A 15,969-nucleotide genomic window follows, 5' to 3' on the forward strand; every position below is an offset into this window, starting at 1 on the left:
GGCCGCCGCCTCACCCCTGGGGAAAGCGCCCGCCGAAGTACACCTGCGTCTCGGCGAGCCGGCCGTCCCGCACGCTCATCACCTCGACGTTGCGATGCCGCTCGCCCGTCGTCAGCTCGTACTCGTACCGGACGAAGACCTGCTCGCCGTCGATGGCCACGGCGTCGAGAATCTCCTGCGAGCGCAACCGGTCCGCCGTGGGGAAGCAGATCTCCAGGAAAGCGGCTTTGCCGATGTGGTCGTCCTGCGGGCTGGTGAAGACGAAATCCTCCGCGAGCAGCCGTTCCATGGCCGCGCGGTCCTGGGCGAGGTAGGCCGCGAAGGCGGCGCGGACGAGGTCGACGTTCGACATGAACTTCCTTCCGTGGACGGCGCGGCCGCGCCACGAGCGGCGAGCGGCCGGTGAATGGCTTTTACAGGGTGTGGGACGCCGCCGGGTTCCTCGACTCATCGGTCGGCGCCCAAGGGGCACGGAAAGCGCCCTGTGAGGGCCTCTCGTGGACGCACGCCCACACCTCCGCCTGCACCGCGACCTCCGGCCTCCTGGGCCGCCTGAGGGGCATCTGTGCCGCTCGCAGCGGAACCGGACGTATCGTCTCCGTCTGGACAGCGCGCCTGGACGCACCGGGACACCGCACCGGGAGACCGCACCCGGACACGGCGAAGGGCCGCCCCCGCGCACTGCGCGAAGACGGCCCTTCGGAGAGATGTGTCCGGCCCGGGGAGACCCCTAACGGACCGGCGCCCCCTGCGTCTGCGTCGGGAGGGTGATGCCCACCGCCGCCGCGTAGTTCGACAGCGCCAGCCGGCCCACCGTGCCGTAGGCGCCCAGCGCCTCGGCCGATGCGCAGCCCGCCTCCGCCGCGGCCGCCCCCAGAAGGCCGTCGGTGATCTCCGGGCCGATCAGGTACGGGGCCAGCGCCAGCTGCTGCGAACCGGACCCGCGCAGCTGCTCGGCCGTACGGGAGATGGCGCCCTCCTCGTCCAGGGCGGCGGCCAGCACCGGCACCGCGAGCCGCGCGGAGAGCAGCATGCCGGTGATCCCGGCGGCCTGCACGGCCTCCTCGCCGCCCACGGTGGCGAGGATGATGCCGTCCGCTGCCGTGGCGACGGTGAACAGCCGGGCGCGGTCCGCGCGGGCCAGACCGGCCTCGGAGAGCCGGACGTGCAGCGCCTCGGCGAGCAGCGGGTGCGGGCCGAGGACATCGGTCAGCTCGGCGCCGGAGCCGCTGTTCATCATGGCCTGGCGTATCCGGCGCAGCAGGGCGCTGTCCGGCCCGGCCAGCAGCGGCACCACCACAGCGGCGGGGCCGGGGTCGGGCTGCCCGTCGGCGCCCACCCGGGCCTTGTGCTCCACGGCGGCCTGCGCCAGCACGGCCTCCAGGGACGGGAACTCGTCGTCCCCGCCGTCGACGTAGCCGATCCGGGCGTCGAGGCCGGGGAGCTCCGAGCGGGCGATGCTCGAAACCTCTTCCGCCAGGCTGCGCGAGGCGGCGGAGGGGGTGCCGGGCACGGCCAGCACCAGGGCGGGCGCGCCTTCGGGTGCGGCGAGCGGTTCCGGCTTGCGGTGGCGGCCGGTCTGCCGTCGCGGCATTCGTACAGGCAGGCCGGGTGCGGCTCCCGGGCTCGGGGATGCGGCGTCAAAATCGGGCGAGCCAGGTGCGGGCCCAGTGGGGGAACTCATGGCGCCGCATGCTAACGGTTCGGGCCACCCCCGCGCGGAGGGAGGGTTCGGTGGCGAGGTATCCGTCCCGATTTATCCCGCGCGTCACGCCCACTACCCCGGCGCAGGCCGTGTGATCTGCAACAACTGCGCGTCGGCGGGCAGTGTCAGGCGGTCGCCGGCCAGTGCCGCGGCGATGGTCAGCGACCCGTCGAGCGGGCTGCCCGCGGCCGCTGCCGGGCGGGCGTCGGGCAGCCGCTCGGCCAACGCCGTGCGCAGCGGGGCCAGCAGCGGTTCGCCCAGTCCGAACAGCCCGCCGGTGCAGGCCACCGCGGTGCCGGTCCCCGGCGGGCAGACCGTCGCGGCGGCATCGGCGATATGGCCCGCTGCGGCCTGCACGATGTTGAGGGCCGCCGGGTCGTCCTCGGCGGCGCAGCGGGCGACCTCCGGGGCGAACGAGGCCAGCACGGCGGGCCGGTCGGGGCGCGGGTAGAGCGCGCCGGGCAGCCCGGCGACCGGCCCGAACGTCGCTTCCGCCCGTGCCAGCAGGGCGGCCGAACCGCCCGGCCGTCCGTCGTACGCCCGCATCGCGGCCTCCAGCCCGGCACGGCCGATCCATGCGCCGCCACCGCAGTCGCCCAGCAGATGGCCCCAGCCGTCCGCGCGGCGCCAACCGCCCTTCGTGGTCAGATCCGTGCCCAGGGCGATCATTCCGGTGCCCGCGGCCACCACGGCACCGGACCGCTGGCCCAGCGCACCGGCGTACGCGGTCACGGCGTCCGCCGCGAGGGCGAGGTGGTGCACCCCGAACGCGGTGGCCAACGCGGCCGGCAGCCGGGCACGCAGCTCCGCGCCCAGCGTCGCCATACCGGCCGCGCCCACGCACACCGCCGCAAACCCGTGCGCACCCGCTTCGCGCCGCAACTCCTCCGCCATGGGCAGGAGTTGGCGCAACATATGGTCCGCGTCGATCCCGGCGGGACCGGTGCGCACCGGCTCGGGCGAGGAGCGGCCGGCCAGCGGCCGGGCCTCGGCGTCGTCGGCGCGTGCGACGGCGATCCGCAGCCCCGAACCGCCCGAGTCGACCCCGAGCACCCCGAGGAAACGGCCGGACCCGAGGGCACCCGGGCTGTGGCCGGCGGGCTCAGCCAAAGCCGCGGGCGTCCTGCTTGAGGGCGGTGTCGACGGTCAGGGCCGTGGCGACGACCAGGCTCAGCAGCGGGTCGGGCAGCTGATGGTGGATCTGGAGGACGTAGTTGTCCGCGGTCGTGAACATCGTCTTGGCCAGACCTTCCCAGGTCTTGGTGATCCGGGCGACCTCGGTCTCGGCATGGTCCATGATGGCGAAGTTCCAGGCGCGCCAGTTCTCGGCCTTGATGGCGCCGATCTGCTGGCCGTTGACCATCATCGCGAAGTTGATCTTCCCGATGGCGTTCTGCTGCACGATCTCGCCGACCGGTGAGCCGTCCGGGCGCTGCACGATCACCTTGGACTTGATGATCTTCGCGGGCCGGGTCAGGATCAGCTGCGGCTGGCCGTAAGCGTCCCGGATCTCCAGCTTGTGGGTCATGTACTGATCGAGGCTGGAGACGACGCGGAGCACCTTCTTGGCCGTGCTCTGGCCGACCTGGACGACCGCGCCGATCGTGTTGCCGTGCTGGTCGAAGACCCCGTATTCGTTGGTGACCTCGATGAGCTTGGCCTTCTGGTTGACCACCAGCACCGGTTCGGTGAACAGCGTGCCGCCGCCCGGTCCGCCGGGCGTCACCCCTGCCTGGTGCTGCACCTGCTGCTGCACGGCATCCGGCTGCGCACCCGGCTGCTGCATCGGCTGCCGGCCGTACGGCTGCTGCATGGGCTGACCCGGCGCCTGCTGGCCGGGCGCCTGCTGGGGGTAGCCGTAACCCTGCTGACCGTACGGAGCACCACCCTGCTGCTGGCCCGGATACGGGGCCTGGCCCGGCGCCTGCTGCTGCGGTGCGAACTGCTGGGGCATCGGCTGCTGCGGCGCGGGCTTCTGGAGCGTCTGTTGCTGCGGCGGCTGCTGGCCGGCCTGCTGCTGAGGAGCCTGCTGCTGGGGGGCCTGCTGCTGTGGGGCCTGCTGTTGCGGGGCCTGCTGAGCCCCCGGCTGCGGCGCCTGGCCTTGGCCCGGCGCCGCGGCCTGTTGTCCCGGGTGGGTGTGCTCCGTCCACTGGGACCCGTCCCACCAGCGAAGTTGGTGGGGGGTGCCCTGCGGGTCGGCATACCAGCCCGCAGGGATGTTCGCATTCGTCATGCCAGGCACACTATCGCCCGGTGTCAGGGCAGCCTCCAGTCGACGGGCTGTGCGCCCTGTCGCACCAAGAGGTCGTTCACCCGGCTGAAGGGCCGCGAGCCGAAGAATCCCCGGTCGGCGGACATGGGGGAGGGGTGCGCGGACTCGACGGCCGGCAGATCGCCGAGCAGCGGCCGCAGATTGCGCGCATCGCGCCCCCACAGCACCGACACCAGCGGGCGCCCGCGCGCCACCAGCGCACGGATGGCCTGCTCGGTGACCTCCTCCCAGCCCTTGCCGCGGTGAGCGGCGGGCTTGCGGGGCGCCGTCGTGAGCGCTCTGTTCAGCAGCAGCACGCCCTGGTGCGTCCACGGAGTCAGATCGCCGTTCGACGGGCGGGGCAGCCCGAGGTCGGAGTGCAGCTCGCGGAAGATGTTCTCCAGGCTGCCGGGCAACGGACGTACATCCGGCGCCACGGAGAAGCTCAGCCCGACCGCATGCCCCGGTGTGGGGTAGGGGTCCTGTCCGACGATGAGCACCCGCACCTCGTCGAAGGGCTGTTGGAAGGCGCGCAGCACATTGTTGCCGGCCGGCAGATAGGTGCGTCCCGCGGCGATCTCCGCCCGTAGGAAGTCGCCCATCGCGGAGATCTGTCCGGCAACGGGCTCAAGTGCCTTGGCCCAGCCTGGTTCGACAATGTCTTGGAGAGGTCGTGCAGCCACGGGATCACCCTACTGGCCGCGGCCCGCTCCCCTTCAACCGATGGCCCGAGCCTCGTCCGGCCGGCACGGCGACCCCTCGCAACTGACGCCCCGTTAGGTGCCGCTATCCGATATGTGCCATCGCGCCGCGTCGCGTCCCTTGCTCCTCCGTCTCCCTCAGGCCACCGCGGCCCGTACGCACAGCACATCCGGCAGATGGGAGGCGAGTTGCTGCCAGCTGTCGCCGTCGTCCGCGCTGGCGTACACCTCGCCGTTGCGGTTGCCGAAATACACCCCCGCGGGATCGGCGTCATCGACGGACAGCGCGTCCCTGAGCACGGTGCCGTAATGGTCCTCGTCCGGCAGTCCGTCGCTCAGGGCCTGCCAGCTCCGGCCGGCGTCGGTCGTGCGGAAGACCCGGCAGCGGTGCCCGGCCGGCACCCGGTCGATATCGGCGGTGATCGGGAAGAGGTAGGCGACGTCTCCCGTGCGCGGATGGGCGGCCACGGCGAAGCCGAAGTCGGAAGGCAGGCCGCCGCCGATGTCCGTCCACTCGGCGCCCGCGTCGTCGCTGCGGTAGACGCCCCAGTGGTTCTGGAGATACAGCCGGTCGCGGTGCACCGGGTCTTGCGCGATCTTGTGGACGCACTGGCCGAACTCGGGATGCTGGTCCGGCAGGAAGACCGCCTTCACGCCCTTGTTCGACGGGGCCCAGCTGGCGCCCCCGTCGAGGGTGCGGAAGACGCCTGCCGCGGAGACGGCGACGGTGACCGCGTCGGCGTTCCGCGGATCCGTGACCACCGTATGGACGGCCAGCCCGCCGCCGCCCGGCACCCACTGCTCCCGGCTCGGGTGGTCCCACAGCGCCCGTACGAGCTCGAAGGTCTCACCGCCGTCCTCGGAGCGGAACAGGCCGCCGGGTTCGGTGCCCGCGTAGACCACATCGGGGGCGGCGGGGCCGGCCGGATGCAGCTGCCAGACCCGCTCCAGTGAAGTCCCGGTGTACTTCGGGTACTTGACCGCGGCACGGGAGGGCTCGTGCCAGGTTTCGCCCAGGTCGTCGGAGTGGAACACCGACGGGCCCCAGTGGGCACTGTCGGCCCCGGCCAGCAGCCGGGGCGTGGTGCGGCGGGTGTCGATCGCGAGGGAGTAGACGGCCTGCGCGGGGAAATGCGGACCGCTCAGGTCCCAGTCACCATGCCGTCGACGGCCGATGAAGAGCCCTTTGCGCGTGCCCACCGCGAGTAGTACGTCAGTCATGCCGGAACACCTCCGGGACGCCGTTGTCTCAGACAGTGGCAAGTTTGCACCCGGCCACTGACAACGGCGTCCCGGAACGTGTCCGCGCAGGTCGGACGGTGCGGCCCCGCTCCTGCCGCGGGCCCCGCACGCCCTTGGGACGGCCTCAGACGGCCCGGTGGTACGGCTGCGGCACGGTGATCTGCGCGCCCAGCTCCCGGGCCGCGTGCTGCGCGAAGCTGGGGGAGCGCAGGAGCTCACGGCCGAGCAGTACGGCGTCGGCCTGGCCGTCCGCGATGATCTTCTCGGCCTGCCGGGCCTCGGTGATCAGGCCGACGGCGCCCACCGCGAGACCGCTCTCCTTCTTGACCCGCTCCGCGAACGGCACCTGGTAGCCGGGTCCCGTGCTGATCTTCGCGTCCGGCGCGTTGCCGCCCGTGGAGGTGTCCAGCAGGTCGATCCCGTGCTCCCGCAGCTCGCGGGCGAAACGCACGGTGTCGTCGGCCGTCCAGCCCTCGCGCGGGTCGCTCTCGTCCTCGGTGAGCCAGTCGGTCGCCGAGATCCGGAAGAAGACCGGCAGTTCGTCGGGCCAGACCTCCCGTACGGCGTCCACGACCTCCAGCGCGAACCGCGTCCGGTTCTCGTACGAGCCGCCGTACTCGTCGATGCGCCGGTTGGTGAAGGGGGAGAGGAACTGGTTGATCAAGTAGCCGTGCGCACCGTGGATCTCGGCGACCTCGAAGCCGGCTGCCAGCGCCCGCCGCGCCGTCGCGCGGAACTGCTCGACGATCTCGCCGATCTGCGCCACGGACAGCTCCGCGGGGGCCGCGAACCCGTCACCGAACGGCACCGGGCTCGGCCCGACCGGCTCCCAGCCGTACCGCTGCCCCGGGAGGAGCGGCGCGCCACGGTCCACCCAGGTGCGCTCGGTGGAAGCCTTCCGGCCGGCATGGGCGATCTGGATTCCAGGGGCGGTGCCCTGCTCCTTGAGGAAGCCGGTGATGCGCCGGAACGCCTCGGTCTGCATGTCGTTCCACAGTCCGAGGTCGTACGGGCTGATGCGTCCTTCGGGGCTCACCGCGGTGGCCTCCGTGAGGATCAGGCCGGTGCCGCCCGCCGCTCGCGCGGCCAGGTGCTGGAAGTGCCAGTCACCGGGCACCCCCTCTGCCGGGCCCTCGGGAGCCGCGGAGTACTGGCACATGGGCGCCATCCAGAGGCGGTTCGGGACGGTCAGCGAGCGAAGGGTGATGGGCTCGAACAGTGCGCTCACGGCAGGCTCCTGTACCTGAAGGCGAACGGGTGCCGGCCGGCCCCGCACTCATACGATAGGCGTCGTACTACGGTGGATGTCAAACTACGAAGCTTCTCGTACAATGAGCGGGCGGGCGCGGCGCGCCAGGCCCCACCGAGCCCCGCAGGACCAGTCAGGAGCCCTCATGCCGACCGAAACGACCTCCCCGCACGCTCCGTCGGGCTCCCGGTCGCTGGAGCACCCGGCCCCTGAGGACATCAGGCTGGCCGATGTGCTGCACGCCCTCGCCGACCCGGTGCGACTGCGCATCGTGTGCGCACTGGCGGCCGCCGAGGGCGAGCTGAACTGCGCGGACATCGAGCTCCCGGTCAGCAAGTCGACCTGCACCCACCACTTCAGGGTGCTGCGCGAGCACGGCGTCATCCAGCAGCTCTACCGGGGCACCGCCAAGATGAACGGGCTGCGCCGGGCCGATCTGGAAGAGCTCTTCCCCGGCCTGATCGACGGTGTCCTGCGGGCAGCCGACCTCCAGGCCGGCCGCCTCGGGGCGGAGTAGGGCCCCGTCTTCAAAGTCCCATAAGCCTCGCGGGCGAACGACGGGACATGGAAGACAGGCCTCAGCGGGGCCGGGCCGCTCCGGCGGGCCAGGACCGGTTCGCCGTCGCCCGCCCTGGTTCAGCGGGTCATTTCCACCGAGTGCGCCGCCTCCAACAGCCCTGCCCAGTCCGGCAGTTTGACCGTGCCGCGCCCCAGTCCGCGGCCCCACTCCGCCTCGGCGGTCTCGATCGCCAGCCAGCCCGGCCACGGAACCGGCCGCTGCCCCACCCGGATCAGTGCGGCGAGCGGGTCCTCGGCGCTGCCGCGCCCGGTGAGCGCAGGGGCGTCCGCCAGCAGCGACAGCGCGGTCTCCTTCGCGCACGGCCGGTTGCTGCCGATCACCCCCGTGGGGCCTCGCTTGATCCAGCCCGCCACGTACACACCGGTGAGCGGCGTCCCGTCCCGCAGTACCCGCCCGGCCAGGTGCGGCACCGTCCCGGTCGTCTCATCGAACGGCAGACCGGGCTGCGGCGTCCCCCGGTAGCCGACCGATCGCAGCACCAACTGCCCCTCGATGTCCTCGAATTCACCGGTCCCCGCGACCCCGCCGCGCCCGTCGGGCGCCGTTCGCTCGAACCGGACCGCGCGCACTCCGGTGGCATCCCCGAGCACCTCGACCGGTCGCAGGAAGAACCGCAGATGAATCCGGCGCCCACGCCCCTCGGCCCCCGCGTCCGGGCCCGGCGGGGCGGCAGCCGCCCGCTCCGCCCAGCCGCGCAGCACCTCGACATTCCGCCGCCCCACCGCGGGCAGCCCGCCCGGATCCCGGTACGCCGGATCCAGCGCCAGCTCCTCGGGCCGTACGAGTACCTCCGTCCCCGGAAGGGAACCCAGTTCCCGAAGCTCCTTGGTGGTGAACTTGGCCTGGGAGGGGCCGCGTCTGCCGACCATCCAGACGTCCTCGACGCGGCTGTCCGCGAGCGCGCCGAGCGGCCCCTGCGGCATATCGGTGGCGGCAAGCTCGTCGGCACCACGGGACAGCATCCGCGCCACGTCCACCGCCACATTGCCCACGCCGATCACCACGGCGGACCGTGCCGCGAAGGTGAAACGGACCGCGGCCGCATCCGGATGCGCGCTGTACCAGGCGACGAATTCGGTCGCCGGATGACTGCCGGGCAGTTCCTCACCGGGGATGCCCAGATGCCGGTCGGTGGCGGCGCCCACGCAGAACACCACCGCGTCGAAGATCTCCCGCAGCTCCTCGACGCCCAGCCCCGGCGACCCGACCTCGACGTTCCCCAGGAAGCGCACCTTGGGGTGCTCCAGCACCGTACGCAGATTGTTCTGGAGCGATTTGATCTTCTCGTGGTCCGGCGCGACGCCGTAGCGCACCAGACCGTACGGGCAGGGCAGCCGGTCGAGGACGTACACCTCGATGTCCGGCACGGTCTGCTGCTCGATCAGGGACTGGGCGGTGTAGACGCCGCTGGGTCCAGAACCGATCACTGCGACACGAAGCACGAGTGGCCCCTTTCGCGGGATACCCCCAGGATCGCACCGGCAGGCGCGCGACGGGAGATGCGCTATCGGGGTTGCTCCCGGTGGGATGAGCGTGCCGCGCTACTGGGCCGGGTGAGCGGGGGGCTAGGTTTTCAATGTGTCGGAAAGTGACTTTTATACCGTTAATCACCGATATGAAGCCCAGGGCGCGCCATTGGAGTGGCCCACATGGGAGCTCCAGGCGCACGGCTCCGCCGCGCCCTCTCTCGCCCCCGACCCCGCCGCCCCCGACGATCCGGCCGGACCCCGCGGCCCCGGATGCCCGCTGCCCCGGCTCGATCCGCTGGGCCCCTGGTGCAGCGCCCGGCTGACCTTCGCCGACGGCGCCCGGGTCGATGTCCTGGTGACGGTCTCCGACGACCACATCACCGTCGAGGACGTGCGGGCCGACCCGCCGCTGACGCTCACCGGCCTCACCGACCTGGCCCGCTGGATCGAAGGCCCCCTGGACGACGCCTTCCGGGCGGCCACCGGGCGGCCGCGCAGGACACGGCCCGCACCCCGGCAGCCCGGTCCGGCGGCCACCTCGCCGGAGCGGGGCGGAAGGCCGCCGGCCGGGCCGCAAGCGGAGCCCGGGAAGGGCGCAGCACCCGAGCCGGCGACCGGCCCGCGGCCGAACTCGCCGAGCGGGCCGACATCGTCGACACCACGGCCGATGGCCGGGACGGCGCCGGGACATGCGCCGCAACCGGAACCGAGGGGTGCCGGAGCGGGAGTGACGGCAGGGGAGGGCGTGGCGCCCGCCGCGTCTCATGGTGCGGCCGCGCCGGGCGAGGGGCCGACGGGCCCGACGGGCGTCATGCGGGGCGACGGCGCAGTCCACGGCACGGCACCGCACAGGGGTACCGGCCACCCTGCCGAGCCGTCCGCCGAACCGGCGGCCGAGCCCTCCGCCGAACCGTCCCCGGCCCTGGCCGCCTCGCCCGCGTCGTCCACGCCCGTCACGGCCTCCACGTCACCGGCCCCGGCCGGGTCATCGACGTCGGGCGAGCCGCCGCCCGCCTCGGCCAAGCCGCCCGAGCGCGCCCGCTCCGCCGTCCTCGCCCGGTCGCGGGCCGGTGAGCGCCGTAGGCTCGCCGCGGACGCGTACCGCCAGGCCCAGCGGGAAGGGTGCGATCCGGTGCTGGCCGTCATGCTGGCCACCGGACGTAACCGCCGAAGGGCGTTGCGGCTGATCGCCGGCGCCCGCGACGAAGGGCTGCTGACGCCGCGTCACAACAAGCGCTGACCGGCAACGTCAGGGCGTCTCCCCGGCGTCCGGCAGCTTCCGCTGCATCCGCCGCATCCGCCCGATCTCGGCGCTCTGCTGCGCGATGACATCGTTCGCCATCTCCTCCGCGAGCGTGTTCCTGCCCTCGGAGAGCAGCTCCGTGGCCATGGAGACCGCACCCTGGTGGTGCGCGATCATCAACTTCAGGAAGAGCGCGTCGAACTTCTCGCCGCGCGCCGCCCGCAACTGGGCGAGCTGGGCGGCGGTCGCCATTCCGGGCATCTCCCCGTGATGGTGGTGCCCGAACTCCGTGCGTGACCCGCCGAAGCCGCTCAACCAGCCTTCCATGGCGCCGATTTCGGGCCCCTGCGCCGCGGCGATCCGGTCCGCCACCCGCCCGACCTGCTCGGTGTGGGCATACCGCTCGGCCAGGCCCGTCATCACCAGTGCCTGCCGGTGGTGCGGAATCATCATCTGGACGTAGCCGAAGTCGGCGGAGTTGGGGGAGTCGTCGCCGCGCGCCTTCCTGGCTTCGTCGACGGTGAGGGTCTTCGCGGGTTCACCCGGCTTGCCGGGCGCCACCACGTGCGGCTTGGGGGCACGGTTCGCTCCGGCGTCGTCGGCGGACGAACAGCCGCTCAGGGCAAGGGAGATGGCCAGCCCGCAGCCGGCCGCGGCGAGGACGATCGCTCTCCTGGGACGCTTCAACGCGCGCACTCCTGTCCGTCGGACCCTCGGCCGGGGCCCGCCCGGCCTTGTCCGCCTCACTCGGGCGTCACATCTTCCTTGCCTTCTATTGATATGTACATGAGCAGCGCGATACTACCGGGGCCAAGAACCGTTCACATCGGAACGGACTTCAGGAGGTCCTCGTGACGTCGTTGCACACACCCCGCGTGCGGCGCAGACCCCTCAGGGCGGTGGCCGCGGCCTTCGGGCTCGCCGCTTCCCTCCTCGTGGCCGGACCGGCGGCCGCAACTCCCGACCCCGGCGACCACCCCTCAGGAGCCCGGGAGGTGAGCCGCGGCCAGGAGGCGGACACCCGGGCCGCGATCAAGAACGGCGACATACCCGGCGTGGACGAGGTCGTCCACAGCGCCAACGTCCGCCATCTGGCGAACATCCCGAAGCAGGCCCTCCAGGGCACCAACTCCGACCTGGCCTTCCAGGGGAAGTACGCCTTCGCCGGCAACTACGACGGCTTCGTGATCTACGACATCTCCCGGCCCAAGGCGCCCAGGACCGTGAGCCAGGTGCTCTGCCCCGGCTCACAGAACGATGTCTCGGTCTCCGGGAATCTGCTCTTCCTGTCCACGGACTCCTCGCGCAGCGACAACTCCTGTGACAGCGCCGCACAGCCCGCGACGGAGAAGTCCTCCTGGGAGGGCATGAAGATCTTCGACATCAGCGACAAGGAGAACCCCAAGTACGTCGCCGCCGTCGAGACCGCCTGCGGTTCCCACACCCACACGCTGCTTCCCGAGCGCCGGAACGTCTATGTCTACGTTTCGTCCTACTCGCCCAGTGCGACCTTCCCTGACTGCCAACCGCCGCACGACGGCATCTCCGTCATCAAGGTGCCGCGCTCCGCGCCCGAAAAGGCCGCCGTCGTCGACTTCCCCGTCCTCTTCCCGGACGGCGGCAACCCCGGCGGCTCCACCAGCCCGGGCGTCTCGCAGACGACCGGCTGCCACGACATCACCACCTTCCCGAAGCTGAAGCTGGCCGCGGGCGCCTGCATGGGCGACGGCGTCCTGATGGACCTCTCGAACCCGGCCGCACCCAAGGTCATCGACCGCGTCCAGGACAACGTCAACTTCGCCTTCTGGCACTCCGCGACCTTCAACGAGCGCGGAAACAAAGTGGTCTTCACCGATGAACTGGGCGGCGGTGGAGCGGCCACCTGCAACGAGAAGACCGGACCGAACCGCGGCGCCGACGGGATCTACGACATCGCCGGCAAGGGCACCCATCGCAAGCTGGTCTTCAAGAGCTACTACAAGATCCCGCGCCACCAGGCCGACACCGAGAACTGCGTCGCCCACAACGGCTCGCTGATCCCGGCCAGGAACCGCGACATCATGGTCCAGGCGTGGTACCAGGGCGGCGTCTCGATCTGGGACTTCACCGACTCCGCGCACCCGAAGGAGATCGGCTACTTCGAGCGCGGTCCGCTCTCCACGGACGCACTGGTCACCGGCGGCGCGTGGTCCGCGTACTACTACAACGGCCACATCTACTCCAACGACATGGCCAAGGGCTTCGACGTCCTCGCGATCGACGACCGCCGCACGGACAGCGCCGAGCCGGTACGGATGCGGGAACTCAACGTCCAGACCCAGCCCGACTACCGCTGACCGGATACTCCCGTACCGCTCCTCGCGTCGGCAGTCCCGCCGGGCGGCTCCTCGCCCGGCGGGACCCCCAACTCCCATGCGAGTCCGTACCGTTGGAACAGCTCGGCGCGCAGCCGCACCCGCGGCATCGACGCTCCCGGCAGCAGCATCGGCACCACCGCGCCCATCAGCAGCGCCCGCAACAGCGGATAGTCGGCATCGGGATCCGGCGAGCCGTATGCCACGACCGTCTCCCGCAGCAACTGGGCCAGCCGCTGCTGCTCGGGGCACTGGATGAATCCGTCGGCCGTCAGAATGCCCGCCATATGCGTCCGCATCAGCAACGGGTGATCATGCGCAAGCCCCAGGATCGCGTCGATGGCCCGCGCCATCAGCTCCCGCCCCGCGTCCGGTCCGGCCGGCCGAGGCTCGCGCTCCAGCGCGGCCTGCAAGGTGAGGTGCATCAGTCGGTGCACGGCGGACTGGAGCAGCTGACGCTTACCGGGGAAGTAGTACGAGACGAGCCCCCGCGCCGCCCCCGCCCGATGAGCGATGTCTCCGAGCGTCGTGGCCTCGAACCCGCGCTCTCCGACCAGCTCGATCGTCGCCTGGAGCAGCCGTTCGCGGGACCGCCGCCGCAATTCTTCATTGACCGATGCGCTGCGGGGGGACATCCTGTAACTCCTGCGTTGACTGGCTCAGGGCCAATATACTCTGTATGACTCCGGATGTCCGTCTTCAGGCGGAACCCGGGCAAGCTGCCTGATTCGGGCGACGCGGGGGATCGCCCGAATCGGGTGGCGATGAGACCAGTGGCGGTCTCGCGACCTGCGCCTTACCAGGTCAAGAGGCCGTCCCTGGCTCACATCGGGAACCTTCCCGCCCGGAAGTTTCCGAAAGGCCCGCGGGTGCAGCGAGTGACTGACGGCGGTCCGTCTGGCGGCCCGCGCCTGAGGTTCCCCTTCGAACCGTCCATCCTCCCTGCTCAGGGTCTTGTCGCAGTCTCTGTTGCCTGGTCTTCTGTACTCCGGGTGATCCGTAGCGCGTTCGCGGCCCGTTTGCGTACGTAACCGGCACGGGCAGGGGAGCGACGAGGGGAACGGCGTGGAACCAGCGGCTGGGCAGGACGTACGCGGCACTCTGCCCGAGGGGCTCGGTGCGGCCATACGCGAGACCGCCGAGGAGATCGCCGCGCTGCTGCGCGGGGGCGCCGACACGGGGCTTGTGGTGCCCGGGTCGGAGTGGAATGTCGGGGAGGCGGCAGCACATCTGGCGCAGGCCAACGAACTGATGGCGGACATTGCGGCAGGGCGCGCACGCCGTCACGGGAACGGCACGCCGCAGAGCCTCGCCGCGGCCAACGAGCGAGCGCTCGCCGCATTCGACGAGCGCGGGGCCGAGCCGCTGGCCGCGATGATCGTGGCGCAGGCAGAGGCCTACCTGAAGGCGATGGACGAGAGGGCGACGGACGGAACTGTCGCCACCCCGCTGGGCCCGATGGACCCGGACGTCCTGGGGTCGTACCTGCTCACGCACATGCTCGGCCACGGGTACGACCTCGCCCGTGCGCTGCGCCGTCCGCACATGATCGACCGCACCCGGGTCGAGCTGACCCTGCCGTTCCTGATCACGGCCATGCCACGGGTGACCGACACCGCCCGCACAGCCGGCCTTTCCGCCCGCTACGCGATCCGCTTGTGGGGTGGCGCCCGATTCGGTGTGGCGGTGGCCAACGGCGCGGTGTCCGTGGACCCGCAGCCGCCGACCCGTCCGGACTGCACCATCCTCACCGAGCCGGTCACCTTCCTCTTGATGGCACTCGGCCGCCGCAACCAGTGGGGCGCCCTTGCCCAGGGCCGCATACTCGTCCGGGGCCGTAGGCCATGGCTCGCCCCTCGCTTCCCGGCTCTCTTCAAGGCGCCCTGAACGCAGCGGGCGGCGTTCAGATGCATGTAGATGGTCGACGAGCTCACACCGGGGCAGGTAATGAACTGCCTTCTGTGCGGCGGCACCTGACGGGAGGCGCTGGCCTGACGAACGGAGAGCCGGCGGGGCGCACGACAGGTGGACAAGTGGACAGGCGGTCCGGCAGAGGCTCCTGAGCGCGTGTCAGGTGAGGAAGGCGGCCAGCAGAAGGCCGCTCCCGAGGAGTGCGGGCAAGATCAGCCGGGTGGGGCGTACCACCCCGAAGACCGCGGCGAAGGCGGTGAAGACGAGGGAAAGCATGCCGGCGCAGCCGGTGAGCAGACGCAGCGCTTCGTCGACGGGCTGCCGGTCGGCGATCTGCGTCGTGGTGACGATGAAGGCGATCACTGCCGCGAGCAGCCCGAGGGTGCCGAGCGTCTCCGACCTGACCTTTCCGATCTCGGACTTGGCCCGCTCCTCGACGTCGGCGACGGCCTTGTCCAGCCGCTCCTGGAGCGTGTCGGCAACCTCCGCCGTGGCCTCGTCCAGGCGGCCGCGGATGGCGGTTGCCTCGCGGTGCAGCGTGATGTCCGCCCTGATCCGGTGGTACTCGACCACCCGCATCGCATACCCCGGCTGCTCCGAGTCCTCCAGGTCCAGGGCGCGCCGGATGGAGGTGAGGGCGAGGGTGAAGTCGCCCAGCAGACCGGCGAGTTGGGCGTGTACGGCACGGAAGCGCGGGCGTTCGGGGTCCGTCTCGATGGCACGCTCCATCCGGCCCATCGCCGCAGTGAGATCCGCCTGTCCGGTCTCACCCCCGCTCCACGCGTGCTCCGCCAGGATGCGGGCGTGATGGGCGACCAACGCCAGATTTCCCGGATAGGCGGCCAGCGCCGTCTCCGCGTGGCGCAGCGCGGTCACAAGATCGGGCCCGGCCTGTTCCAGCATCGCCATGTCGGAGTCCAGGACGGCGCGCATGGGCACCCCGTCGAAGCGTGCCGCGTGTCGCTGGTAGAGCCCCCGGAAGCGGCCGGCGTCCAGGGCGCGCCGGTGCCGGGCCAGCAGGACGTACAGCGCGTTGAAGCCCCGCGCGGGGTCGGACGTGTCGGTGACGCACCGTTCCAGGGCGTCCATTTCCGCGGCTGACAGTCGCGCCGCTATCCCGGTCGCCACGACGTGGTACTCCGAGGACACCATGGGCGGCATGGCGGCAACGGCATCGAGGACGTGAGTGTCAGCCATGATCCGAACGTTATCGGGGGCCGGGCGGGGAGGGAGCGGTGTTCCTGTTTGTCAGGCAGGAGCCGCG

15 protein-coding genes are annotated in these 15,969 nt (G+C 71.6%); 4 read left to right on the plus strand and 11 right to left on the minus strand.

The genetic code is table 11. From position 1 onward, the window contains the following. Window positions 1-10: 10 nt before the first annotated feature. The 7 genes from K7C20_RS32790 to K7C20_RS32820 all read right to left on the minus strand — a co-directional run bounded on the left by K7C20_RS32790 (window position 11) and on the right by K7C20_RS32820 (window position 7,127). Window positions 11-352 (minus strand): nuclear transport factor 2 family protein, encoded by a 342-nt coding sequence (locus K7C20_RS32790; protein ID WP_030086523.1) that lies wholly within the window; start codon window positions 350-352, stop codon window positions 11-13. 378 nt (window positions 353-730) lie between these two features. Beyond that, on the minus strand, window positions 731-1,684 hold the full coding sequence (locus K7C20_RS32795) for a sirohydrochlorin chelatase (protein WP_409351330.1): 954 nt from the start codon (window positions 1,682-1,684) through the stop codon (window positions 731-733). A gap of 93 nt (window positions 1,685-1,777) precedes the next feature. Beyond that, complete coding sequence (locus tag K7C20_RS32800) at window positions 1,778-2,815, minus strand: N-acetylglucosamine kinase (protein WP_245171047.1); 1,038 nt, start codon at window positions 2,813-2,815, stop codon at window positions 1,778-1,780. Then, window positions 2,808-3,938 carry a phospholipid scramblase-related protein gene (locus K7C20_RS32805; protein WP_053209017.1) on the minus strand — a complete coding sequence of 377 codons (1,131 nt, stop codon included), beginning with the start codon at window positions 3,936-3,938 and terminating at the stop codon, window positions 2,808-2,810. The genes K7C20_RS32800 and K7C20_RS32805 overlap by 8 nt, the downstream gene beginning before the upstream one ends. A gap of 23 nt (window positions 3,939-3,961) precedes the next feature. After that, window positions 3,962-4,639 carry a uracil-DNA glycosylase gene (locus K7C20_RS32810; protein WP_030086519.1) on the minus strand — a complete coding sequence of 226 codons (678 nt, stop codon included), beginning with the start codon at window positions 4,637-4,639 and terminating at the stop codon, window positions 3,962-3,964. Window positions 4,640-4,795: 156 nt separating this feature from the next. Further along, window positions 4,796-5,878, minus strand: a complete 1,083-nt coding sequence (locus tag K7C20_RS32815; protein ID WP_030086517.1) for a WD40/YVTN/BNR-like repeat-containing protein — start codon at window positions 5,876-5,878, stop codon at window positions 4,796-4,798. Window positions 5,879-6,023: 145 nt separating this feature from the next. Beyond that, window positions 6,024-7,127: an NADH:flavin oxidoreductase/NADH oxidase gene (locus K7C20_RS32820; protein WP_030086516.1), complete on the minus strand. Its 1,104-nt coding sequence runs from the start codon at window positions 7,125-7,127 to the stop codon at window positions 6,024-6,026. Window positions 7,128-7,293: 166 nt separating this feature from the next. On the opposite strand from K7C20_RS32820, the gene K7C20_RS32825 reads away from it, so the two are divergent. Further along, the gene (locus K7C20_RS32825; RefSeq protein ID WP_030086514.1) at window positions 7,294-7,665 is read left to right on the plus strand and encodes an ArsR/SmtB family transcription factor; all 372 of its coding nucleotides are present in this window, start codon (window positions 7,294-7,296) and stop codon (window positions 7,663-7,665) included. A 119-nt stretch (window positions 7,666-7,784) separates the two neighbouring features. On the opposite strand, the gene K7C20_RS32830 is transcribed toward K7C20_RS32825, so the two are convergent. Beyond that, window positions 7,785-9,170, minus strand: coding sequence for an FAD-dependent oxidoreductase (locus K7C20_RS32830; protein ID WP_030086511.1), 1,386 nt, complete (start codon window positions 9,168-9,170; stop codon window positions 7,785-7,787). 193 nt (window positions 9,171-9,363) lie between these two features. Here K7C20_RS32830 and K7C20_RS39540 point away from each other — a divergent pair, with 193 nt between their 5' ends. Next, window positions 9,364-10,437: a DUF6214 family protein gene (locus K7C20_RS39540; protein ID WP_053209018.1), complete on the plus strand. Its 1,074-nt coding sequence runs from the start codon at window positions 9,364-9,366 to the stop codon at window positions 10,435-10,437. Window positions 10,438-10,446: 9 nt separating this feature from the next. Here the strand turns inward: K7C20_RS39540 and K7C20_RS32840 are convergent, their stop codons facing one another. Continuing rightward, window positions 10,447-11,127, minus strand: a complete 681-nt coding sequence (locus tag K7C20_RS32840; RefSeq protein WP_107083371.1) for a DUF305 domain-containing protein — start codon at window positions 11,125-11,127, stop codon at window positions 10,447-10,449. A 164-nt stretch (window positions 11,128-11,291) separates the two neighbouring features. Here K7C20_RS32840 and K7C20_RS32845 point away from each other — a divergent pair, with 164 nt between their 5' ends. Next, window positions 11,292-12,776, plus strand: coding sequence for an LVIVD repeat-containing protein (locus K7C20_RS32845; RefSeq protein WP_053209019.1), 1,485 nt, complete (start codon window positions 11,292-11,294; stop codon window positions 12,774-12,776). On the opposite strand, the gene K7C20_RS32850 is transcribed toward K7C20_RS32845, so the two are convergent. Continuing rightward, window positions 12,767-13,429 (minus strand): TetR/AcrR family transcriptional regulator, encoded by a 663-nt coding sequence (locus K7C20_RS32850; RefSeq protein ID WP_048829257.1) that lies wholly within the window; start codon window positions 13,427-13,429, stop codon window positions 12,767-12,769. The genes K7C20_RS32845 and K7C20_RS32850 overlap by 10 nt on opposite strands. 430 nt (window positions 13,430-13,859) lie before the next feature. On the opposite strand from K7C20_RS32850, the gene K7C20_RS32855 reads away from it, so the two are divergent. Continuing rightward, window positions 13,860-14,681, plus strand: a complete 822-nt coding sequence (locus K7C20_RS32855) for a maleylpyruvate isomerase family mycothiol-dependent enzyme (RefSeq protein ID WP_030080035.1) — start codon at window positions 13,860-13,862, stop codon at window positions 14,679-14,681. A gap of 183 nt (window positions 14,682-14,864) precedes the next feature. Here K7C20_RS32855 and K7C20_RS32860 read toward each other — a convergent pair whose 3' ends face one another. Next, window positions 14,865-15,902 carry an FtsB/FtsL family cell division protein gene (locus tag K7C20_RS32860; RefSeq protein ID WP_245171049.1) on the minus strand — a complete coding sequence of 346 codons (1,038 nt, stop codon included), beginning with the start codon at window positions 15,900-15,902 and terminating at the stop codon, window positions 14,865-14,867. Window positions 15,903-15,969: the final 67 nt, after the last annotated feature.

It is taken from the genome of Streptomyces decoyicus (assembly GCF_019880305.1).
GTDB classification, from domain to species: domain Bacteria; phylum Actinomycetota; class Actinomycetes; order Streptomycetales; family Streptomycetaceae; genus Streptomyces; species Streptomyces decoyicus.